Origin of the sequence: Butyricicoccus pullicaecorum DSM 23266, from assembly GCF_900167005.1 — a bacterium.
GTDB classification, from domain to species: domain Bacteria; phylum Bacillota; class Clostridia; order Oscillospirales; family Butyricicoccaceae; genus Butyricicoccus; species Butyricicoccus pullicaecorum.
Genome location: NZ_FUXW01000001.1, coordinates 93,724 through 111,527 on the forward strand (window position 1 = coordinate 93,724; position 17,804 = coordinate 111,527).

Here is a 17,804-nt window from a genome sequence, read left to right on the forward strand (position 1 = left end):
AAATTTTTTTGTTGCAAGCTAAGGCAAAAATTATGTGTTAGTCTATAGAAAATTATGGCGAGCGATTTCGCCGTTGAGGAGGAATTTATATGAACAACACAATGCAGAAATTGGTAAACGACATTTCTCTTGGGATTATGCACAACAAATCGTATAGCTTTGGCATTTGCACAATACCAGATCAAAAGCCTGTCTTTGTCACACATGGGCGAAGGTTTGAGATAGTCAAGTTGTGGCTTTACGATTCTGGTAAGTTTTGGAATGAGGAAAGTTTCGATGGATATCTTTTATTGCAACGAGGGAAAGAATATAAAAGATCAGCTGAGTTTGTTCGGACAGATGCGGAGTGGAAGGCACTTTCTTCGTCGCTGGAGGGGACGTATGACCTCACATGTTTGGCTATCTGTGCCGTTTCGTCCCGGGACAGTAATACCGGTAAAACAATGCCGCTTTGTATTAAAGCTCGTTTTACACCGGAAATTGGAGTCGTATGTTATTCGATGGATAGCGAATATATGAAGCTTTATGGATATGAAGGCGATCTATTGCTGAAGAATGCCACTGGTGTACAAATTAGGGAGAGTGATCAAAATCATGAGACATATGAAGTTTATGACCTTGAAAGATGAAGAGTATTCCTCTAATCTATATCATTTTAACCTGATGCCAACAGGAAGTCTTGAGGATATAATCGATTCTAGTAAATTGAATCCAATGCAAGTATTGGATGCAGGGGATAGAATGTGTCCATTACTGCTTTGTCCAAATAGTAATGAAGATAATCTTCTTGATTTTCAAGACTATACAGTGTTATCCAGTGGAGAACCTTATTTTTGGGGCATTTTAGAAAGTAAGGAAGATTCTAAAAAGATTGTAGAATTGAAGGAAATTCAGGAAAATTGTATTCTTCAAGGTGAAGTATTAAGTCAAAGTGAGGTAGAAAGTCTTTTTCGACCTAGATTTGTTATCCCAACCCCTCCTGATATTAGTGAGGGGTTGGGGAGAAGTCGAGAAAATCAAGATTTAAATAAGCTAGAGAAATTTTTAATTGATAATATGACACTTATGGTTTATCGTGAAGAGCTTTTCGAGTTTATACAGCCTTGTTGGAAGCACTTATCTCCTAGAGCGTGCATTGTTCGACAGCGAGAGCTGTTGGATAGCAGTGGTTGTGGAGATGTGTTGACTACTAGGGAATATCAAAAATTATATAATATGCTTCTATCCAATCCTCAGATACAGCAGAGTAAAGAGTTGGAGCCTCCGCCCCATACCGTTAATTTATTGGATGGAACGCTAAATTTGTTAACTGGTGAAGTTTATCCACATAAGCCTGAAGACGGCTTCTTTACATACCTAAATGTTACTGCATATGAAGTTTGTGAAGCATTTTATGGTTCTACATTTGAAAATTTTGTTGCTCAGATTGATAGTCAAAATTTAAATGTGAGACAACAGTTGTTAGAACTTGTAGCTCTTGCAATGACGGGGTATGAAGCTAAAGTGTTTTATGTATTACTGGGAGCCTCTAATACAGGAAAAACACAGTTTGGTCGGTTTTTAGAAGAGTTACTAGGAAGAGAACAGGTAGTAAGCATGGCTGGTGTTCATGACTTTTCCAATCGTTTTACAACATCTACATTAGAAGGAAAGATGCTGGCAACATGTTTAGATCTTCCTGATTCTCCATTACCCTCAATTGCAGTGGGCGTAATTAAGCAAATCGTAGGAGATGATCCAATCAAGGTGGAAGCTAAATATAAAAATAGCCGAACGATTTATCGTAAGCCATTACTCTTATTTGCGGGAAACCATCCACTACGCATAACCAATATTTCAAATGAAAAAGCGCTGTTGAATCGTATGGTGGTTATTCCGTTTTCCAATCCAGTATCCGAGCGGGAAGCAACACCTCAGCTTTATAAATCTCTTCTGGAAGAATCTGCTTATATAGTGGCACAGGCAATGAAGGCATATCAAGACCTGTTTCAAAGAAAATTTGCAGTAACCAGAGTGCCAATACCGGAGGAGTATGCGTCGCGAGATGCTAGAGAAGGTGCTTATTCTATTGAGCGGTTTATATCAGAGTATTGTGTTTTGGGCGAGGATAGATGGGTTACAACCGAAGACCTCTATTCTGCATATTTGAATTATGCAGAAGAACAAGGATGGCCCGGTATTTCTAAAATTAACTTTTCACGATTGCTGGCAGAAAAGTTGTCTAATATGCCCAATGTAACGGTGCAAAAACGCATAGGTGAAATGCAAAAGCGAGGATATTGCGGAATTGGGCTGTCCTCAGAAATTTAGGCGCAAAATTTGGCAAAAAATGGTATGTATTATTTAAAAGTATATAATAGAAAGGAGAATTTTACTTATGATGTATACAAACTTCGAGTCTATGCCTTTTGTCCTTACGGTGGAGGATATTGCAGATACCTTATCGATTGGTCGCAATAAAGCCTATCACCTCGTTAACAGCGGGAAGATTAAGGCGCTGAAACTGGGGAACCATTACCGTATCCCAAAAGAAAACTTTATTTGTTTTCTAAAGGAGGGAACAGACCTCAGGGCCTGATTTTTCGTGGTAAGCACTGCCTGCTGCTTGATGGTGGGCAGTGCTTTTATAGTTACAATCATAATACTTGGGAGGAAAAAGTCAATGGCTATACGAAAAAGAGGTAACCGATATCAAGTTTCATATCGTTGTCCAGGGGAAACTTCTCCGCGCACAGAGACATTCAAATCAGAAGATGAAGCTATAATTCGAGATAAGCAGATTAAATTGGCGAAAAAGAATGGTACCTTCGAGCCGCCAGTTAAAATTAAAAAAGGTACGGTTCGGGAGGCCAAGCAAGAGATTACGGTTAGCGATTTCTTGGACGAATATGTGGAGAACTACGGGTTGAAAAAGAGGGGAAACTCATATTATTCTATGAGTTTAGGACTTATCAAAAATTATATTAAGCCCTATATCGGAGACCGCTACGTACGCTCACTTACAGTTCGGGATATGGATACTTATTACACAATGCTCTTAGATCGACCGGCAGTTGTGGTGCCTGGTCATATGGATACAGGAGCAAAAATTACAGCCCATACCGTTAGTCGCATACATAAGTTGCTCAAAAGTGCTTTTGGAAAGGCTGTGGTATGGGAGTATACATCGGTTAATCCTACGATGGGTGCAACGCTCCCGACGGCAAAGTCAAAGAAGCGGGAAGTGTGGTCTGATGATGAAGCAATTGAAGCTCTATCGGCTTGTGAAGAACAGCCTCTTCGTCTGTGTCTGTACCTTGCACTGGGGTGCAGCATGCGGCTTGGAGAGATCCTAGGGCTACAATGGCGTAATGTCCATATTTCAGATGAAGAAGTTAACGGAGGAGCCGCATATTTGCGAGTAGATCGGGAGTTGCATCGTTGTAACAATAATAGCATTGAAGCGTTAGAACGAGTCAATAGAAGTACGATTCTATACAAATTCCCTAGCATCATGCCTAAACAGGCCACGACGACGTTAGTACTCAAAGCGCCCAAGACAGACAGCAGTAATCGGACGATATATCTTCCTAACGCTGTTGTGGAAGAGCTGCGAAATATTAAGGCGCAACAGGAAGAGCATAAACAGAAGATGGGAGATAGATATTGTGATCGGGATTTAGTCGTGGCACAGATCAACGGGAATCCTTACGAACAGAGAGTCATCGACAAGAAGTTTTATAACTTTATTGCAAAAAATAAGCTGCGTCCAGTGGTGTTTCACAGCTTGCGGCATAGTAGTACTTCGTTAAAACTCAAATTGAGTCGCGGTAATATTAAGGCTGTTCAGGGCGATACAGGTCATGCTGAGGCTCGTATGGTAACTGATACATACGCACACGGATTTGATGCTGATCGTAAGCTGATAGCGCAGGAGATGGATGCTGGTTTCTTTGCAAAAGTAGGTAATGTAGAACAAGAACAGCATGTGGATGCAGATACCGTGCAGCGCATCAAGGCATTACTCAAAACACATCCGGATCTGTTGACTGAATTGCTGAAAGAGATGGATTGAGAGTGCTTGAGAGAGACTGAAATTGTTTAAATGTAGGCAAATGTAGGCAGACGTCAGATTTAGTGACTAAATCAAAATGGAGGGCGTAGGCAAAATATTCAAACAAAAGGGAGATTATGCAATTAGGAAATTTATTGCAAAAAAAGAAAAAAGGAGTCAAAACAATTGTTTTGACTCCTTTTTGGTACCCCCGGCGAGAATCGAACTCACAACTAACCCTTAGGAGTAGACCCGATACGACATCGGGAAGTGGCATCTAATGCTTAAAAATGCTTGGAAATACAAGGTTTTTCAGCATTTCAAATCCCATCTGATACTACGCTGTGATAGCTAATTCAGAGGGATTTTACACCGTCCGATTGGCTCGAAATTAGCAAGTCTTTCGATTTTTGGTGGACGTTGCAAGTGCAAGTAAATGTCACTATGTAACTTCTCGTGATGCGAAATGATAGGAAATCCTATTCATTCTCGTGTGAGGGTGCGGGTGTCCTTAGACACAGATTTCAGTCTGTTTTATATATCATTTCAAAATGAATTTTTCAACCAGAATTATTAAGAATTTCAAAGGTTTTTCAGACTCAATGATTCTATGTAATTTAGACCCGCCGAAGCAGGTCTTTTTTTATTTCAGCATAATCTCTCTATCCTCAGCGCCGAGCATATAAGCACCCTTGGCAAAAGCATCCCTTGCAAGAAGCTCTGCTACATCAACCCTATCGAACAGCATCCATATTTCTTTCTCTTTCGGAGTCAGTTCATGGCTATGGTCAAACAAATGCTCAAGTCCCAATCCTTCAAGCAATGCCGACTTTGCTGCTTTGTATTCCTCAGCTCTGCCAACATATTCGTCGTTCCTTTCCTTGGAAAATGCCTCGATATTGTCAGCTCTCAGATGCTCGTAATACTCGTCCATAAAGATTCTATCCATACTCGTTGACCTCCATAACAAAAAAATAAGGGCAGACCCTTTTACAGCTATTGTAGCTATGTAAAAGGATCTGCCCTTGCAGTTACTATAATGTTTTTGCCAGCGACTTCAGGAGTGCTGCCATTTCCGGATTTTGCAGAAGCTTCAGAAGAAGTTCTTTATCATCAGCGGAGCTTTCCGTTGCGGCTGGTTGAACCGGCTCAGGCGTTGCCTGTCTGCCTGAGTAGAACGCAGCTTCCATTCTTTCAGCGTTCAGTCTGCGGTCATCGTCGATGATATGGGAGTAAACATCCGCTACCATCTTGACCTGTGCATGACCGGAATCGCCTTGAACGGATTTCATATCGCCGCCGTTCAGCTTCAGCTTGTAAGTGATACTGGAATGTCGGAGACTATGGAAAACCACTTTCGGCAGTCCCTTCTCCTCAATCAGCTTATTGAAAGCACGGTTGATAACCTGCCCCTCAATCGGCTTGCCATTGGAAGAACAGAAAACCAGATTGAAGTCTACGAACTCGTCACCGAAAAGGTCTTTCAGTTCTTCGATGTCAGCCTTTCGCTGTACCAACATTTCCGCTACGGTTTTCGGTAAGAACACCTTGCGGACACTTGTTTTGGTCTTAGGAGTTTTGAGAACCAATGCGGTATGCGTACTGGCGAAGGTCGGTGGGAACTTGAACATGATGTCCTTACCGTCCAGATCTGCCATCGCTTCACGATTTACTCTCTGCAACTCCTTTTCAACGAAGATGCTTGCCTGACCAAGTTCAATACTGGTGGGGGAAATGTCAATACAGTCCCAGGTAAGCCCCAGAAGCTCGCCCATTCGCAGGGAACAGGAGAAGGCAAGGTTAATAGCCAGACGAAGAATATCATCGTCACAGGCTTCCAGAGCCTTCTGGAGCACTTCTGCTGTCCAGATATCCCTGGTCTTGTGTTCTTCTTTCGGCAGCGTAGCGTGCTCCACAGGGTTTCTGGTCATCAATTCCCACTTGACCGCTTGATTGAAAGCATTTCGCAATGTCTTGTGAACCTCTCGGACAGTATGCGGAGTCAGATATTCTGTACGGGCTTTTACATACTTAGAAGAAACCGCTTTGACAGAAAGCAAATCTCGGTAATACTTGTCCATGATTCTCGGCGTGACATCCTCCAGCTTCATATCACCGATGAGGGGACGAATATAGTTTGCAATCAGGCTCTTTCTGCTTTCATAGGTAGACATCGCCCAGGTGTTCACACCATAGATTGACATATACTCATCCAAAAGATCATTGACGGTTTTAGCAGAAGGGGGAATAAAGGTTCCGGACTCCTGCTCATATTCAACCTGCAACTTCCTTTTCTTTGCTTCGGCATTCGTTTCAAAGGTTTCCCACTTCTGACGCTTGTTGCCGTTCTCATCGGTGTATGTATAAACCACAGAATACTTCTTTTTTCTCTTAACGATAGATGCCATGTAATCAGCTCCTTTCCTGTCTATCTTCCGCTAACTGGTAGCGGGTCTGATTGTGATACCATTTTTCAAAGCTCTCTTTGGTAGCTCGCTTATACCTGCCAACCTTGATAAGCTCAAAATCTTCATTGGCAACGATATAGTAAATGGTCTGACGATGTACCCCAAGCATTCTTGCCATTTCCGGCAGACCGTAGGTGGATGCCATAATATCTGCATCCAGTTCCTGATCCTCTACCGTGCGGTAATCGGTTTGAGAAGCATACCATCTTTCAAAGCTCTCCTTTGTCACTCTGCGCTTGCCCAGGACATCGACCACATCAAAATGCCCTTTGGCAACCAGTTCGTAAGCAGTCGCTTCTTTCAGCCCAAGGCGCTGTCCAAGCTCCTCCATTGAATATGTAGTTTTCTTCAATTCCTCGCCGGGAGGGGTTCCATCGACCTTCTGGTATTTGAACTGATTGGCATACCATTCTTCAAAGCTGTCGATCATCACCCTCATGGTGTTGCCGACAAGAATGGTTTTGAAGTAATTCTTCTTAATGAGCCAGTATGACTCCGTTTTACCAAGACCGAGCATCCTGCCCATTTCCAGAACAGACATACTCGTGCGTTTTCTCATTTCCGCCATCGTACAACCTCCTATGTAAAAAATGTAGCCATGTGTTTCTTGTCATGGCTACATTTTATCGAACTCTCAATATGTTTTGAAGTTTGTCGCCGGGTTGTACGACGCCCTTGACAAATCTTACATTTGATGATCCAACCACTCATCAAAACTCTTTTTGGAGATTCTGATACTGCCACCGATGCGGACGCTATGGAAAACTTTCTTTTTCACAAGGTTGTATGCGCTGGTTCTGCTGATGCCCAGAATATCCTGAATCTCATCAACCGTATAGGTTCTCTTATCAAACTGAACTGCGTTAGCAGCCATCGCTTCTTCGGTGCGCTGATTCATGGCAGCGATTCTTTCTTCAAACATTTATGTTCACTCCTTCGCTCTCTTTGCTTTATGTTTTGGGGAACGCTTTTTCAGCTGTTCCATTGCCAGGCTGACAGATAAGGCTTTCTCAATCGCTACCATTTCACGGGGCGTTACCTTACCTAAGTAATTATCAATCCTGCTTTTATCAATGGTACGAATCTGTTCCAGCTGAACAACGGACGCTTCTTTGAATGCAGGATTGTCGTAAATAACAAAGTGCGTCGGCATATTCGCTTTCTTATGGATTCTGGTGGTGACCGTTGCCACAATCAATGTGGGAGCGTGTTTATTACCGGTATCGTTCTGAATGACGATAACCGGACGGATGCCGCCTTGTTCCGACCCAACTACCGGGTCCAGCTTGGCGCAATAAATATCACCACGGCAATATACCCAATTTTCTTTCATCATGTGCCATGACCTCCTTTCGTTGGCTATGTAATAACTGACTGCCAGAAAGGAATCAGGCAGTCAGTCCAAAAGTCTATGTGTCCCATATTTGCCACGCACCCCTGGGAAAGAGGGCTTACGCCCTCAGGGAATCACCGAACGACTGATTGCGAATCAGTTCCATAGGAATCTAACCTCTGCCGGGTTCTCCGCCAGCTCCGTAGAGAAGTATCTTTAATCCTGTTGCTTTCATGGCCGTATTGGGAGCAACCCAATATTTACAAGCCAGTATTGATCGCTGGCATCGGGAGAGAGACAAGCGCTTAATTTATAGAAGAAAGTCGTTCTGTTTCTCTATCCGATACGTCTCGGCGTACCGCTGATGTGGCTGATGCTCTCGCACCGGCAACAGGAACGTATTCGATGACTGTGTATTCAGTTTTCAAGGATCAAGCAGCCGATTTTCTTTGGCTGTATCTAAATTGTACCTGTTCCTCATGCAAGTTTTTATTGCCTCGTAGGTATAGTTTTGAGGTTATTCACGACCTAAAAATATGTAATCAAGGGTTGTCTCAAAGCGCACAACCAGTTCGATTGCCAAATCAATAGAGATACCTCTGTTGCCGGTTTCAATTCGTGCAATGGTGTTTGCGGCAACACCTAACTGCTCCGCAAGCTGTTCCTGTGTAAGCCCATGTTCCTTTCTCAAGGCTTTAATTCTTTTTCCGCTTTCAACCAAGTCGTAATACATTTTCGTTCCTCCGTGTTTTTGAATTTGTGAAGTTGCAAAATCAAAAACAGCGGGAGGAGATCGTGCCCGATTCTCAATACCCTTTGCCATCTGCCTGTCCTCCTTGCAGGCATAAAAAAAGAGCCGGAGTAAATTACTCCAAGCTCTCGTTCATGCCTTTGTGTTAATTATGGGGGAAAATAGGCAGGTATAAAAAAAGCCCCGTACCCATTACAGGCACGAGGCGTAACTCTCTCTATTCAATTTTATGCCGCTATCTCCCAGCATAGCCATTTTAACACTGGACAAGTCGGACTTTCAGTAGGGGAACCGTCGTATTTTCATCGGATTTTAGTCGGACTAAAATCCTGTCTTAGCATTCACAATAACACAATGCTTCTTCCTCCCGGGCACTTTCCAGGAAATCTTTCAATTTAGGAATGGCTGTTCCCCAAAGTGACAGACCAAATAACAGTATCGCTTCTTTCTTTCGGTCATAGTAGGTGCTGCGTTCCATATTCAAAACCTCCAGCATTTCTGATTCCCTGTACTTGAAGCGGTTGAGATATGCCTTTGAGATAATCTCACAGTACAGAGCGCCTTTATCTGGATATTCTCTGATTTTCAACATAGCCATATCTACCAGTTCAATGATCCACTTTGTCTCAAATAAGCTGCGAATGCGTTCTTCAAATCGTTCTCTCGCTTCATCCGGAGCAAAGTTCTCCAGATAAATCAATGCACCATCTAAGCTGTCACCGTAAGTACAAATAAGGGTATCACATACATCATTCGCACGATCAATGGTAGACCAGCACACCTCTCGATATATGGATAAAATCAGCTTTGCTCTTTCATACAGAACCTTCTCGTCAATGTTCTGCATCCGGCAAAGCATTCGAATACTGCTTAATACCTGTGTATTATATCTGCTCATTCAGAATCTCCTTTCAGCCTAATCCATAAAATAAGAATTCCTTTCTAACTCCTGTCACTTGGCTAAAGGGAAACAAATACCATGGGACAAGAATGACTATAACTTCCGATATTTGATTAAAATAACAGAAGTGAAATCGGAAGTTCTTGACTTTATAAAAGTTCCGATATATAATTAAGTGGAATTAAAACTTCTGTTATGATTCTTATTATAGCATTTTCCAGAAGTTTGTCAACAAATAATCGGAAGTTACGAATAAATATTTTTTGAAAGGAAGGATACTACCATGACATTTGGAGAAAAAATTAAAGAAGCTCGTTTGGCTATGAACCTATCTCAAACGGAGCTTGCCCAGATGACCGGCATTTCCGAAAGATCCCTTTACACCTATGAGCAGCTCGGAACACTCCCCAGAAAAAGCAACATCAGAAAACTTGCTGAAGCACTGCATATCTCTGTGTCCTATCTTTTGGACGAATCTGAAACGGATAGCCAGAGCCATATAGATCAGGATATGTTTATTTTAGAGGCAAAGGAAAACTTCGGTTCAAAAGGAGCAAAAGAAGCTCAGGAAGTGTTGGGTCGTGTAAATTCTCTGTTTGCCGGTGGAGAATTGGACGAGGACGCAAAAGATGTATTCTTCCAGGCGATTATGTCAGTTTATATGGACTCTAAGAAAACAGCACGGGAAAAGTACACTCCGAAGAAATACAGAAAGCATAAAGATAAAGAGTAAAATCCTCAAGCACAGAATATGTTTTCTGTGTGCGATTCGGAGGTGAAGCAAATGAAAACGGCAGAGCATATCATTGAAACTGTCGATAAGCTTGTGCGAAAATATCACACCAGAGACCCTTACGAGCTATGTCAGCTGTTAGGTATCAAAATCCACTATTACGATTTACAGAAGAAATTGAAGGGCTTCTTCTATTACCAGTCCAGACAAAAGAATATCGTGATAGATCACAATGTGAACGGTATCCTGGAGCGTATATTAGTCGCACATGAATTAGGACACGCTGTCCTGCATACAAAAATCGCTATGATGCACGGCTTTCAAGAAATGGAAGTTTTTGATGATAGATCAATCGAAGAAAATGAAGCAAACTTCTTTGCGGCGGAGCTTCTGTTAGAAGATGGGAAAGTCCTGGAATGCCTTTCGGAACACACATTTTTTGAAACGGCTAAAATGCTCTATGTACCGGCAGCATTATTAGACTACAAATTCAGCCTGCTCCACGAAAAAGGAGAGCTGGTAAATTCGATGTATATTCGTAAAGCAGATTTCCTGAAAGAAGATCTTCATGCCTACGATAACGACATTGGTTATGGCGATATATGAATATCTATTTTTATATCTTTACAGAAAAAGTCCACCAGTACGATGCGTAGTGCATCATGACTGGTGGACTTTTTGCTTCTTAAAGAATCAGTATATTGTGCTGCAAAAAAGAACCCCATAGCAGTTCACTCTGTACCGTCAATGGGCTTCTTTTTCATTATATCAATCAAGCTCCGCTTTTTTTATCATCTCTTGCTGGTCAATCAAGACATCAATCAACTTTCCTACGGTTATCAATGTTGTTACATTACACTTTTTCAGTTTTGCAGCAATCTCATTATCAATGATGCTGTCGCATTTTGCATATGGGGTATCCAGTAAAAAATAGTCAAAGTTCTTTTCCAAGACGAATGCCAGTTTTAGAAGCATTGCCAAAGAAACTTTCGTCTGTCCAACTTCAACATGGCTCATATGATTGTTCGAGCAACCAACCAACGCACCCAAATCAGCCTGACTATAACCCTTTTCCAGTCGGGCAGCTCTAATGCGCTGACCAATCTTAACGTAATCAATTTCCGGTTGCGTTTCAATCACCTCCATGCTGTGTATGATTCTGCTATACATTATAAAATGTACCAAAAATCTCAACAACCAACATCGGGTGCAAGTTGCATTTATAAATGCAATATGATAAAATTTTATAGGCAGATTGCATTAAATGATAGAATGAAAAGAACCCCAAGACGACAATATGAGCTATCTTGAGGTTCTTTAAAATAAAAAATTCGTAGAGTACATTACTCCACGAATCGCATTCTTCTCTGTTTTTTTTAGTTTATATCTTTATTTTACAAATTGTCGCACTGTTTGTCAATATGTTAGGGACATAAAACACGAGGTTTTGCACAAAAATCCATCTTAGAAAGTTCCAAAGTCACAATTTGCCGTCAGAATTATAGTCATATTGAAGGAGGTGTACCTTATGGCACGAAAAGGAGAAAATATTTACAAAAGGAAAGACGGCAGATGGGAAGGAAGATACATTAAGTCCCGATCTTCTACAGGCAAAGCCAATTACGGTTATGTTTATGCAAAGTCATATCGAGAAGTCAAGGCAAAACTTATCAGTCAAAGTTCGTGCACGAGTAATTCTGTCACTGTCGATCCAGAAATTAGCTCAGATCAATTTGAACAGGTTGCTATGGAATGGTTTCAAGCTATATGTCCTAAAGTGAAGGAATCTACAAGCAACAAATATAGGAATCTTCTCAGCTCGTATATACTTCCTGTGTTCGGAAGCAAACAATTGCGTGATATAACACACGAGTTTATTGAAACGCAGTGTAATTTTTTCCTTGTTTCTGGTGGATTAAAGGAGAATGGACTTTCCTCTAAAACTGTTTCAGATATTTTATCTCTAATTCGAAATGTCTTACAATTTGCCACCCGAAACGGGAAAGCCATTTCTTGTGACGCACGATCTATACAGATAAAACGTCAAACGAAGGAAATGAGAGTTTTGAGTCGTGCTGAACAGGAAAAATTATGCCAATACTTGTATTCTAATCTTGATTCCTGCAATATTGGTATATTAGTATGTTTATTCACTGGTCTCAGAGTAGGTGAAATTTGTGCGTTACGATGGGAAGATGTTTCATTCTCAGATTACACAATCCACGTGCATCAAACGCTCCAGAGAATCCAAGATAGAACCAACAGTGAATACAAGACAAGGATTGTTGTTACCACACCAAAAAGTGCTTGCTCCATCCGTACTATTCCAGTACCCCATGGCTTAATGACTATTCTTACAGCACACAAAGCTTCTTCTACTGGCTACATCCTAACCAATAGCGATCAGAATCCATTAGAACCAAGAACCATGCAAAATCATTTTAAGAAGGTATTGAAAAACAGCGGAATCACCTCCGCAAATTATCACTCGTTACGTCATACATTTGCTACAAGGTGCATAGAGCTTGGATTCGATGTAAAAAGTCTCAGCGAAATATTGGGTCATGCCAGCGTGAATATTACAATGAATCGCTATGTACACCCATCCATGGATTTAAAAAGAGAAAATATGCAACGGCTTTCTGATTTATTAGCCGTCAAATAAATTGTCAACACCGTCAAATAATGCTGAGTTTTCAGTGTTTGGCGGTGTTTTTTCGTGGAGTAATGTACTCTACGAAAGAGTATACCCAGGAGGAGATTTATTGATTCAATTTGTAGGGCGAGATGCTTATAAGCAGTTTTGGAATTTTAGTAAAGATGAGAAAGAGAACTTGGCCACTCAATTGGCGATTGAGTTACCCGCACTCAGAGGAAAAGTTGGTGCATCACAAGAAGAAATTGCTTCGGCTGTTGGTATTTCACGACAAACTTATAGTGCCTACGAAAATCGGACACGCCCAATTCCATGGAGTTTATATCTAGCACTATTGTTTTATTTTGATTACATTCCAAGTACACATTATATGATTCGCCAGCTTGAATTATTCCCAAATGAAAGAAGTTATGGAAATAAGACTTAGAAGCAAACTTAAGAGTGTGTTGATAGTGCAGTATCTTAAAATTTTGTATAATAGGAATTGAAGTTAAATTAGATGCTAAAAATTTGTAATTAAGAAGGAGTGATTACATGAACAAAAATATAAAATATTCTCAAAACTTTTTAACGAGTGAAAAAGTACTCAACCAAATAATAAAACAATTGAATTTAAAAGAAACCGATACCGTTTACGAAATTGGAACAGGTAAAGGGCATTTAACGACGAAACTGGCTAAAATAAGTAAACAGGTAACGTCTATTGAATTAGACAGTCATCTATTCAACTTATCGTCAGAAAAATTAAAACTGAATACTCGTGTCACTTTAATTCACCAAGATATTCTACAGTTTCAATTCCCTAACAAACAGAGGTATAAAATTGTTGGGAGTATTCCTTACCATTTAAGCACACAAATTATTAAAAAAGTGGTTTTTGAAAGCCATGCGTCTGACATCTATCTGATTGTTGAAGAAGGATTCTACAAGCGTACCTTGGATATTCACCGAACACTAGGGTTGCTCTTGCACACTCAAGTCTCGATTCAGCAATTGCTTAAGCTGCCAGCGGAATGCTTTCATCCTAAACCAAAAGTAAACAGTGTCTTAATAAAACTTACCCGCCATACCACAGATGTTCCAGATAAATATTGGAAGCTATATACGTACTTTGTTTCAAAATGGGTCAATCGAGAATATCGTCAACTGTTTACTAAAAATCAGTTTCATCAAGCAATGAAACACGCCAAAGTAAACAATTTAAGTACCGTTACTTATGAGCAAGTATTGTCTATTTTTAATAGTTATCTATTATTTAACGGGAGGAAATAATTCTATGAGTCGCTTTTGTAAATTTGGAAAGTTACACGTTACTAAAGGGAATGTAGATAAATTATTAGGTATACTACTGACAGCTTCCAAGGAGCTAAAGAGGTCCCTAGCGCCTACGGGGAATTTGTATCGATAAGGGGTACAAATTCCCACTAAGCGCTCGGGACCCCTTGTAGGAAAATGTCCTAAGTGTGGCAACAATATTGTATTAAAAAAATCGTTTTATGGTTGTTCAAATTATCCTGAATGTACCTTCACTTTAGCTGAACATTTTAGAAAGAAAAAACTCACCAAAACAAATGTAAAAGAATTACTAGAGGGAAAAGAAACCCTGGTAAAAGGAATCAAAACGAAAGATAGAAAGTCCTACAATGCCGTTGTAAAAATCGGAGAAAAGGGATATATTGATTTTATCTCTTTTTCAAAATAAGCATAAAAGCCCTTTAAAGAGGGCTTTTATATATTAATCACAAATCACTTATCACAAATCACAAGTGATTAATCACAAATCACTTGTGATTTGTGATTCCTAATGATACAATATTACTATACAAAAAAAGAATGGGGCGTAGTTATGGAGAAGGAAGAACTCAAAATACTTGAAGAATTAAGACGTATTTTAAACAGTAAAAATGAAGCGATTGTTATCTTAAACAATTATTTTAAAGGTGGTGTTGGAAAGTCAAAATTATCGACTATGTTTGCTTACTTGACAGACAAATTTAATTTAAAAGTTTTAATGATCGATAAGGACTTACAAGCAACATTGACAAAAGACTTAGCAAAAACATTTAAGGTAGAATTGCCACGTGTTAATTTTTATGAAGGACTGAAAAATGGAAACTTGGCTTCTTCTATTGTTCATTTGACTGATAATTTAGACTTGATCCCTGGCACGTTTGATTTGATGTTACTGCCAAAATTAACTCGCTCATGGACTTTTGAAAATGAAAGTAGATTGCTTGCTACTCTTTTAGCACCTTTAAAAAGTGACTATGATCTCATTATTATTGATACTGTACCAACGCCAAGCGTTTATACAAATAATGCAATCGTGGCAAGTGATTACGTTATGATCCCTTTACAAGCAGAAGAAGAAAGTACAAACAACATTCAAAACTATATTTCCTATTTGATTGATTTACAAGAACAGTTTAACCCTGGACTAGATATGATCGGTTTTGTTCCTTATTTAGTTGATACGGACAGCGCAACGATAAAATCAAACCTGGAAGAACTGTACAAGCAACATAAAGAAGATAACTTGGTTTTCCAAAATATTATCAAGCGAAGTAATAAAGTAAGTACCTGGTCTAAAAACGGAATTACAGAACACAAAGGCTATGACAAAAAAGTTTTATCCATGTATGAGAACGTATTTTTTGAAATGCTTGAGCGAATCATTCAATTAGAAAACGAAAAAGAATAGAATCACAAATCACAAGTGATTAATCACAAATCACTTGTGATTTGTGATTGTTGATGATAAAATAAGAATAAGAAGAAATAGAAAGAAGTGAGTGATTGTGGGAAATTTAGGCGCACAAAAAGCAAAACGAAATGATACACCAATCAGTGCAAAAAAAGATATAATGGGAGATAAGACGGTTCGTGTTCGTGCTGACTTGCACCATATCATAAAAATCGAAACAGCAAAGAATGGCGGAAACGTAAAAGAAGTTATGGATCAAGCCTTAGAAGAATATATACGGAAATATTTACCTGACAAACTTTAAAAGGAGTGAAAATGAAATGGCAGTTACGTATGAAAAAACATTTGAAATAGAGATCATTAACGAATTATCGGCAAGCGTTTATAATCGAGTATTAAACTATGTTTTGAACCATGAATTAAATAAAAATGACTCTCAATTATTGGAAGTCAATTTATTAAACCAATTAAAGCTTGCAAAACGTGTAAATCTTTTTGATTATTCTTTAGAAGAATTACAAGCCGTTCATGAGTATTGGCGGTCAATGAATCGTTACTCAAAACAAGTTTTGAATAAAGAGAAAGTGGCTTAATATGGCAAATATAGTCAATTTTACTGACAAACAGTTTGAGAATCGCTTAAATGATAATTTAGAAGAATTGGTTCAAGTAAAAAAGCGGTTGAATCGCCAACCGCTTTTTTACTTGGTGGGCAATCAGGGTCAGGGAAAACCAGTTTGCGAAGAAGATGATTGAGCAGGCAGGAACAAAGTGATAAATTCAAATTGTGAGGGAAAATACAGATGAATCAAGGAAGAATTATTGTGATTACAGGCTCACCGGGGACAGGAAAAACAACAACTGCGTCAATTGTCGCAAAGGAATCAGATATGGATAAATCAGTGCATATGCACACCGATGACTTTTTTCATTACTTAAGCAAAGGCGCAATACCACCACATTTGCCAGAATCCAACAAGCAAAATCTGGTTGTCATTGAAGCCTTTTTAGAAGCTGCAAAGCGATATGCTCGTGGCGGATATGATGTAATTGTAGATGGGATTGTCGGGCCATGGTTTTTGGAGCCATGGAAAGCTCTTGCCCAAGAAGATTACGAGGTACACTATATTGTATTAAGAGCGAGTAAAAAAGAAACTATGAAGCGAGCTGTGGAACGCTCAAAATTAGATAGAAAAACAAATATTGAATTAGTGGAAACAATGTGGGAGCAATTTTCCGGTTTGGGGATATATGAATCAAATGTCATAGACACAACTACATTCACAATTAAAGATACGGTTTCCGCAATAAAAGAAAGAGTTGCATGTGGGACGTCTTTACTATCTTAGACATTCCCATTTGTCAGGAAGATAGCAAAGCCAGCCGAGCCAGTCAACGGTCAAGATGAACGGCGCATTTCATGCGCCGCCGTTGACAGTCACGCCCGTCTTTGCTAAAAAGTAATCAAGGCGGGAAAGCCCTAAAATGGCTTCCCGCCCATTTCAATTTTTAGAAAAGAAACGCTCCAAAATCAGAAAGAGAGCGTCCAAGCACTTTGAGGGATTGGCCGCCTTGTCCACCCATTCAGCGGGACAGCGGGCGGAGGTCAAGGCCGGGTGTAAACCCGTTCATTTCAGCTTAGAAACCCTTCATAAAACGGGCTTATTTAGCGATATAAGGCTTTATAATAGAGAAGGAGTGAAACTTCTATTCAAGTTTAGAAACGCCTTCCATTAGTCCGAAAGAGACCTTAGAAAGAGAATTAAATCGTAAAGTATCAGGGAAAGAAATTCAACCGACTTTGGAGAGAATAGAGCAAAAAATGGTTCAAAATCAACACCAAGAAACCCCTGAATTTAAAGCAATTCAACAAAAATTGGAAAGCTTGCAGCTACCTACACCACCAATACCCAAAACACCTAAACTTCCAGGACTTTAAACCTTAAAAAAGGAAAAGAGTAGTTACCAAAAAACGGTAACTACTCTTTTTTTATAAAAACCTTTCCTCATGTTTGAAAAGCTGATCGAGAAATAAAGCACACAACGGTATTCTTTCTTTTTTCAGTTGGTACATTTTGCAGTCTGTAACGTGTCATTTACTGTTTGTTACCTTAACATATCCAGTCGAAAACACAAGGGTATATAAACGAGCAAGCTCGCCCTTGTGTTTTCTTTGTGTCTATGTTGCGTTCTCGTCACAGCAAACGACACGAACACACTGGCGA

The 17,804-nt window shown here is 39.8% G+C and carries 23 protein-coding genes; 15 read left to right on the forward strand and 8 right to left on the reverse strand.

The window, feature by feature from the left end; translation table 11 throughout:
* Positions 1-89: 89 nt before the first annotated feature.
* From B5D52_RS00470 to B5D52_RS00485, 4 genes are all read left to right on the forward strand, one after another.
* Positions 90-629, forward strand: a complete 540-nt coding sequence (locus tag B5D52_RS00470) for a hypothetical protein (RefSeq protein WP_016147891.1) — start codon at positions 90-92, stop codon at positions 627-629.
* On the forward strand, positions 604-2,310 hold the full coding sequence (locus tag B5D52_RS00475) for a DNA primase family protein (RefSeq protein WP_207637498.1): 1,707 nt from the start codon (positions 604-606) through the stop codon (positions 2,308-2,310). Before B5D52_RS00470 ends, B5D52_RS00475 begins: the two co-directional genes overlap by 26 nt.
* Positions 2,311-2,377: 67 nt before the next feature.
* Positions 2,378-2,578 (forward strand): helix-turn-helix domain-containing protein, encoded by a 201-nt coding sequence (locus tag B5D52_RS00480; RefSeq protein WP_016147889.1) that lies wholly within the window; start codon positions 2,378-2,380, stop codon positions 2,576-2,578.
* A gap of 84 nt (positions 2,579-2,662) precedes the next feature.
* Positions 2,663-4,054, forward strand: a complete 1,392-nt coding sequence (locus B5D52_RS00485; RefSeq protein WP_016147888.1) for a site-specific integrase — start codon at positions 2,663-2,665, stop codon at positions 4,052-4,054.
* Between the two features lie 622 nt (positions 4,055-4,676).
* Here B5D52_RS00485 and B5D52_RS00490 read toward each other — a convergent pair.
* The 7 genes from B5D52_RS00490 to B5D52_RS00520 all read right to left on the reverse strand — a co-directional run bounded on the left by B5D52_RS00490 (position 4,677) and on the right by B5D52_RS00520 (position 9,483).
* On the reverse strand, positions 4,677-4,982 hold the full coding sequence (locus B5D52_RS00490; RefSeq protein ID WP_002304425.1) for a hypothetical protein: 306 nt from the start codon (positions 4,980-4,982) through the stop codon (positions 4,677-4,679).
* An 85-nt stretch (positions 4,983-5,067) separates the two neighbouring features.
* Positions 5,068-6,441: a site-specific integrase gene (locus tag B5D52_RS00495; RefSeq protein ID WP_002304423.1), complete on the reverse strand. Its 1,374-nt coding sequence runs from the start codon at positions 6,439-6,441 to the stop codon at positions 5,068-5,070.
* A 4-nt stretch (positions 6,442-6,445) separates the two neighbouring features.
* Positions 6,446-7,069 carry a helix-turn-helix domain-containing protein gene (locus B5D52_RS00500; RefSeq protein ID WP_002304420.1) on the reverse strand — a complete coding sequence of 208 codons (624 nt, stop codon included), beginning with the start codon at positions 7,067-7,069 and terminating at the stop codon, positions 6,446-6,448.
* A 117-nt stretch (positions 7,070-7,186) separates the two neighbouring features.
* Positions 7,187-7,423, reverse strand: coding sequence for a helix-turn-helix domain-containing protein (locus B5D52_RS00505; protein WP_002304418.1), 237 nt, complete (start codon positions 7,421-7,423; stop codon positions 7,187-7,189).
* A 6-nt stretch (positions 7,424-7,429) separates the two neighbouring features.
* Positions 7,430-7,834, reverse strand: a complete 405-nt coding sequence (locus B5D52_RS00510; protein ID WP_002304415.1) for a type II toxin-antitoxin system PemK/MazF family toxin — start codon at positions 7,832-7,834, stop codon at positions 7,430-7,432.
* A gap of 517 nt (positions 7,835-8,351) precedes the next feature.
* Positions 8,352-8,657 carry a helix-turn-helix transcriptional regulator gene (locus tag B5D52_RS00515; RefSeq protein WP_002304413.1) on the reverse strand — a complete coding sequence of 102 codons (306 nt, stop codon included), beginning with the start codon at positions 8,655-8,657 and terminating at the stop codon, positions 8,352-8,354.
* Between the two features lie 262 nt (positions 8,658-8,919).
* Positions 8,920-9,483 (reverse strand): hypothetical protein, encoded by a 564-nt coding sequence (locus B5D52_RS00520; RefSeq protein ID WP_002304412.1) that lies wholly within the window; start codon positions 9,481-9,483, stop codon positions 8,920-8,922.
* Between the two features lie 286 nt (positions 9,484-9,769).
* Between B5D52_RS00520 and B5D52_RS00525 the strand changes: the two genes are divergently transcribed.
* Both B5D52_RS00525 and B5D52_RS00530 read left to right on the forward strand, forming a co-directional pair.
* Positions 9,770-10,219 carry a helix-turn-helix domain-containing protein gene (locus tag B5D52_RS00525; RefSeq protein ID WP_002304411.1) on the forward strand — a complete coding sequence of 150 codons (450 nt, stop codon included), beginning with the start codon at positions 9,770-9,772 and terminating at the stop codon, positions 10,217-10,219.
* 51 nt (positions 10,220-10,270) lie between these two features.
* Positions 10,271-10,825, forward strand: coding sequence for an ImmA/IrrE family metallo-endopeptidase (locus B5D52_RS00530; RefSeq protein ID WP_002304410.1), 555 nt, complete (start codon positions 10,271-10,273; stop codon positions 10,823-10,825).
* A 162-nt stretch (positions 10,826-10,987) separates the two neighbouring features.
* Here B5D52_RS00530 and B5D52_RS00535 read toward each other — a convergent pair whose 3' ends face one another.
* Positions 10,988-11,365: a helix-turn-helix domain-containing protein gene (locus B5D52_RS00535; RefSeq protein WP_002578940.1), complete on the reverse strand. Its 378-nt coding sequence runs from the start codon at positions 11,363-11,365 to the stop codon at positions 10,988-10,990.
* Between the two features lie 382 nt (positions 11,366-11,747).
* On the opposite strand from B5D52_RS00535, the gene B5D52_RS00540 reads away from it, so the two are divergent.
* The 9 genes from B5D52_RS00540 (at position 11,748) to B5D52_RS00585 (ending at position 16,928) form a co-directional block, all read left to right on the forward strand.
* Positions 11,748-12,884: a tyrosine-type recombinase/integrase gene (locus B5D52_RS00540; RefSeq protein WP_002304408.1), complete on the forward strand. Its 1,137-nt coding sequence runs from the start codon at positions 11,748-11,750 to the stop codon at positions 12,882-12,884.
* Positions 12,885-12,918: 34 nt separating this feature from the next.
* The gene (locus B5D52_RS00545) at positions 12,919-13,302 is read left to right on the forward strand and encodes a helix-turn-helix domain-containing protein (protein WP_099323097.1); all 384 of its coding nucleotides are present in this window, start codon (positions 12,919-12,921) and stop codon (positions 13,300-13,302) included.
* Positions 13,303-13,409: 107 nt separating this feature from the next.
* Complete coding sequence (erm(B), locus tag B5D52_RS00555) at positions 13,410-14,147, forward strand: 23S rRNA (adenine(2058)-N(6))-methyltransferase Erm(B) (protein ID WP_002292226.1); 738 nt, start codon at positions 13,410-13,412, stop codon at positions 14,145-14,147.
* Positions 14,148-14,292: 145 nt separating this feature from the next.
* Positions 14,293-14,577 carry a topoisomerase C-terminal repeat-containing protein gene (locus B5D52_RS00560; protein ID WP_073459356.1) on the forward strand — a complete coding sequence of 95 codons (285 nt, stop codon included), beginning with the start codon at positions 14,293-14,295 and terminating at the stop codon, positions 14,575-14,577.
* A 144-nt stretch (positions 14,578-14,721) separates the two neighbouring features.
* Positions 14,722-15,576 carry a ParA family protein gene (locus B5D52_RS00565; RefSeq protein WP_002594335.1) on the forward strand — a complete coding sequence of 285 codons (855 nt, stop codon included), beginning with the start codon at positions 14,722-14,724 and terminating at the stop codon, positions 15,574-15,576.
* A 97-nt stretch (positions 15,577-15,673) separates the two neighbouring features.
* Positions 15,674-15,883 (forward strand): peptide-binding protein, encoded by a 210-nt coding sequence (locus tag B5D52_RS00570; protein ID WP_000527318.1) that lies wholly within the window; start codon positions 15,674-15,676, stop codon positions 15,881-15,883.
* Between the two features lie 16 nt (positions 15,884-15,899).
* Positions 15,900-16,172: an antitoxin gene (locus tag B5D52_RS00575; protein ID WP_000301765.1), complete on the forward strand. Its 273-nt coding sequence runs from the start codon at positions 15,900-15,902 to the stop codon at positions 16,170-16,172.
* Position 16,173: 1 nt separating this feature from the next.
* Positions 16,174-16,335, forward strand: a complete 162-nt coding sequence (locus B5D52_RS16780; protein WP_002304403.1) for a hypothetical protein — start codon at positions 16,174-16,176, stop codon at positions 16,333-16,335.
* 47 nt (positions 16,336-16,382) lie between these two features.
* Positions 16,383-16,928: a P-loop nucleotide/nucleoside kinase family protein gene (locus B5D52_RS00585; protein WP_002304402.1), complete on the forward strand. Its 546-nt coding sequence runs from the start codon at positions 16,383-16,385 to the stop codon at positions 16,926-16,928.
* Positions 16,929-17,804 lie beyond the last annotated feature (876 nt).

Bases quoted from the DNA above. Each gene is read 5' to 3' on its own strand.
- B5D52_RS00470 (WP_016147891.1), top strand. From the start codon at position 90: ATGAACAACACAATGCAGAAATTGGTAAACGACATTTCTCTTGGGATT.
- B5D52_RS00475 (WP_207637498.1), top strand. From the start codon at position 604: ATGAAGTTTATGACCTTGAAAGATGAAGAGTATTCCTCTAATCTATAT.
- B5D52_RS00480 (WP_016147889.1), top strand. From the start codon at position 2,378: ATGATGTATACAAACTTCGAGTCTATGCCTTTTGTCCTTACGGTGGAG.
- B5D52_RS00485 (WP_016147888.1), top strand. From the start codon at position 2,663: ATGGCTATACGAAAAAGAGGTAACCGATATCAAGTTTCATATCGTTGT.
- B5D52_RS00490 (WP_002304425.1), bottom strand. From the start codon at position 4,982: ATGGATAGAATCTTTATGGACGAGTATTACGAGCATCTGAGAGCTGAC.
- B5D52_RS00495 (WP_002304423.1), bottom strand. From the start codon at position 6,441: ATGGCATCTATCGTTAAGAGAAAAAAGAAGTATTCTGTGGTTTATACA.
- B5D52_RS00500 (WP_002304420.1), bottom strand. From the start codon at position 7,069: ATGGCGGAAATGAGAAAACGCACGAGTATGTCTGTTCTGGAAATGGGC.
- B5D52_RS00505 (WP_002304418.1), bottom strand. From the start codon at position 7,423: ATGTTTGAAGAAAGAATCGCTGCCATGAATCAGCGCACCGAAGAAGCG.
- B5D52_RS00510 (WP_002304415.1), bottom strand. From the start codon at position 7,834: ATGAAAGAAAATTGGGTATATTGCCGTGGTGATATTTATTGCGCCAAG.
- B5D52_RS00515 (WP_002304413.1), bottom strand. From the start codon at position 8,657: ATGGCAAAGGGTATTGAGAATCGGGCACGATCTCCTCCCGCTGTTTTT.
- B5D52_RS00520 (WP_002304412.1), bottom strand. From the start codon at position 9,483: ATGAGCAGATATAATACACAGGTATTAAGCAGTATTCGAATGCTTTGC.
- B5D52_RS00525 (WP_002304411.1), top strand. From the start codon at position 9,770: ATGACATTTGGAGAAAAAATTAAAGAAGCTCGTTTGGCTATGAACCTA.
- B5D52_RS00530 (WP_002304410.1), top strand. From the start codon at position 10,271: ATGAAAACGGCAGAGCATATCATTGAAACTGTCGATAAGCTTGTGCGA.
- B5D52_RS00535 (WP_002578940.1), bottom strand. From the start codon at position 11,365: ATGGAGGTGATTGAAACGCAACCGGAAATTGATTACGTTAAGATTGGT.
- B5D52_RS00540 (WP_002304408.1), top strand. From the start codon at position 11,748: ATGGCACGAAAAGGAGAAAATATTTACAAAAGGAAAGACGGCAGATGG.
- B5D52_RS00565 (WP_002594335.1), top strand. From the start codon at position 14,722: ATGGAGAAGGAAGAACTCAAAATACTTGAAGAATTAAGACGTATTTTA.
- B5D52_RS00575 (WP_000301765.1), top strand. From the start codon at position 15,900: ATGGCAGTTACGTATGAAAAAACATTTGAAATAGAGATCATTAACGAA.
- B5D52_RS16780 (WP_002304403.1), top strand. From the start codon at position 16,174: ATGGCAAATATAGTCAATTTTACTGACAAACAGTTTGAGAATCGCTTA.
- B5D52_RS00585 (WP_002304402.1), top strand. From the start codon at position 16,383: ATGAATCAAGGAAGAATTATTGTGATTACAGGCTCACCGGGGACAGGA.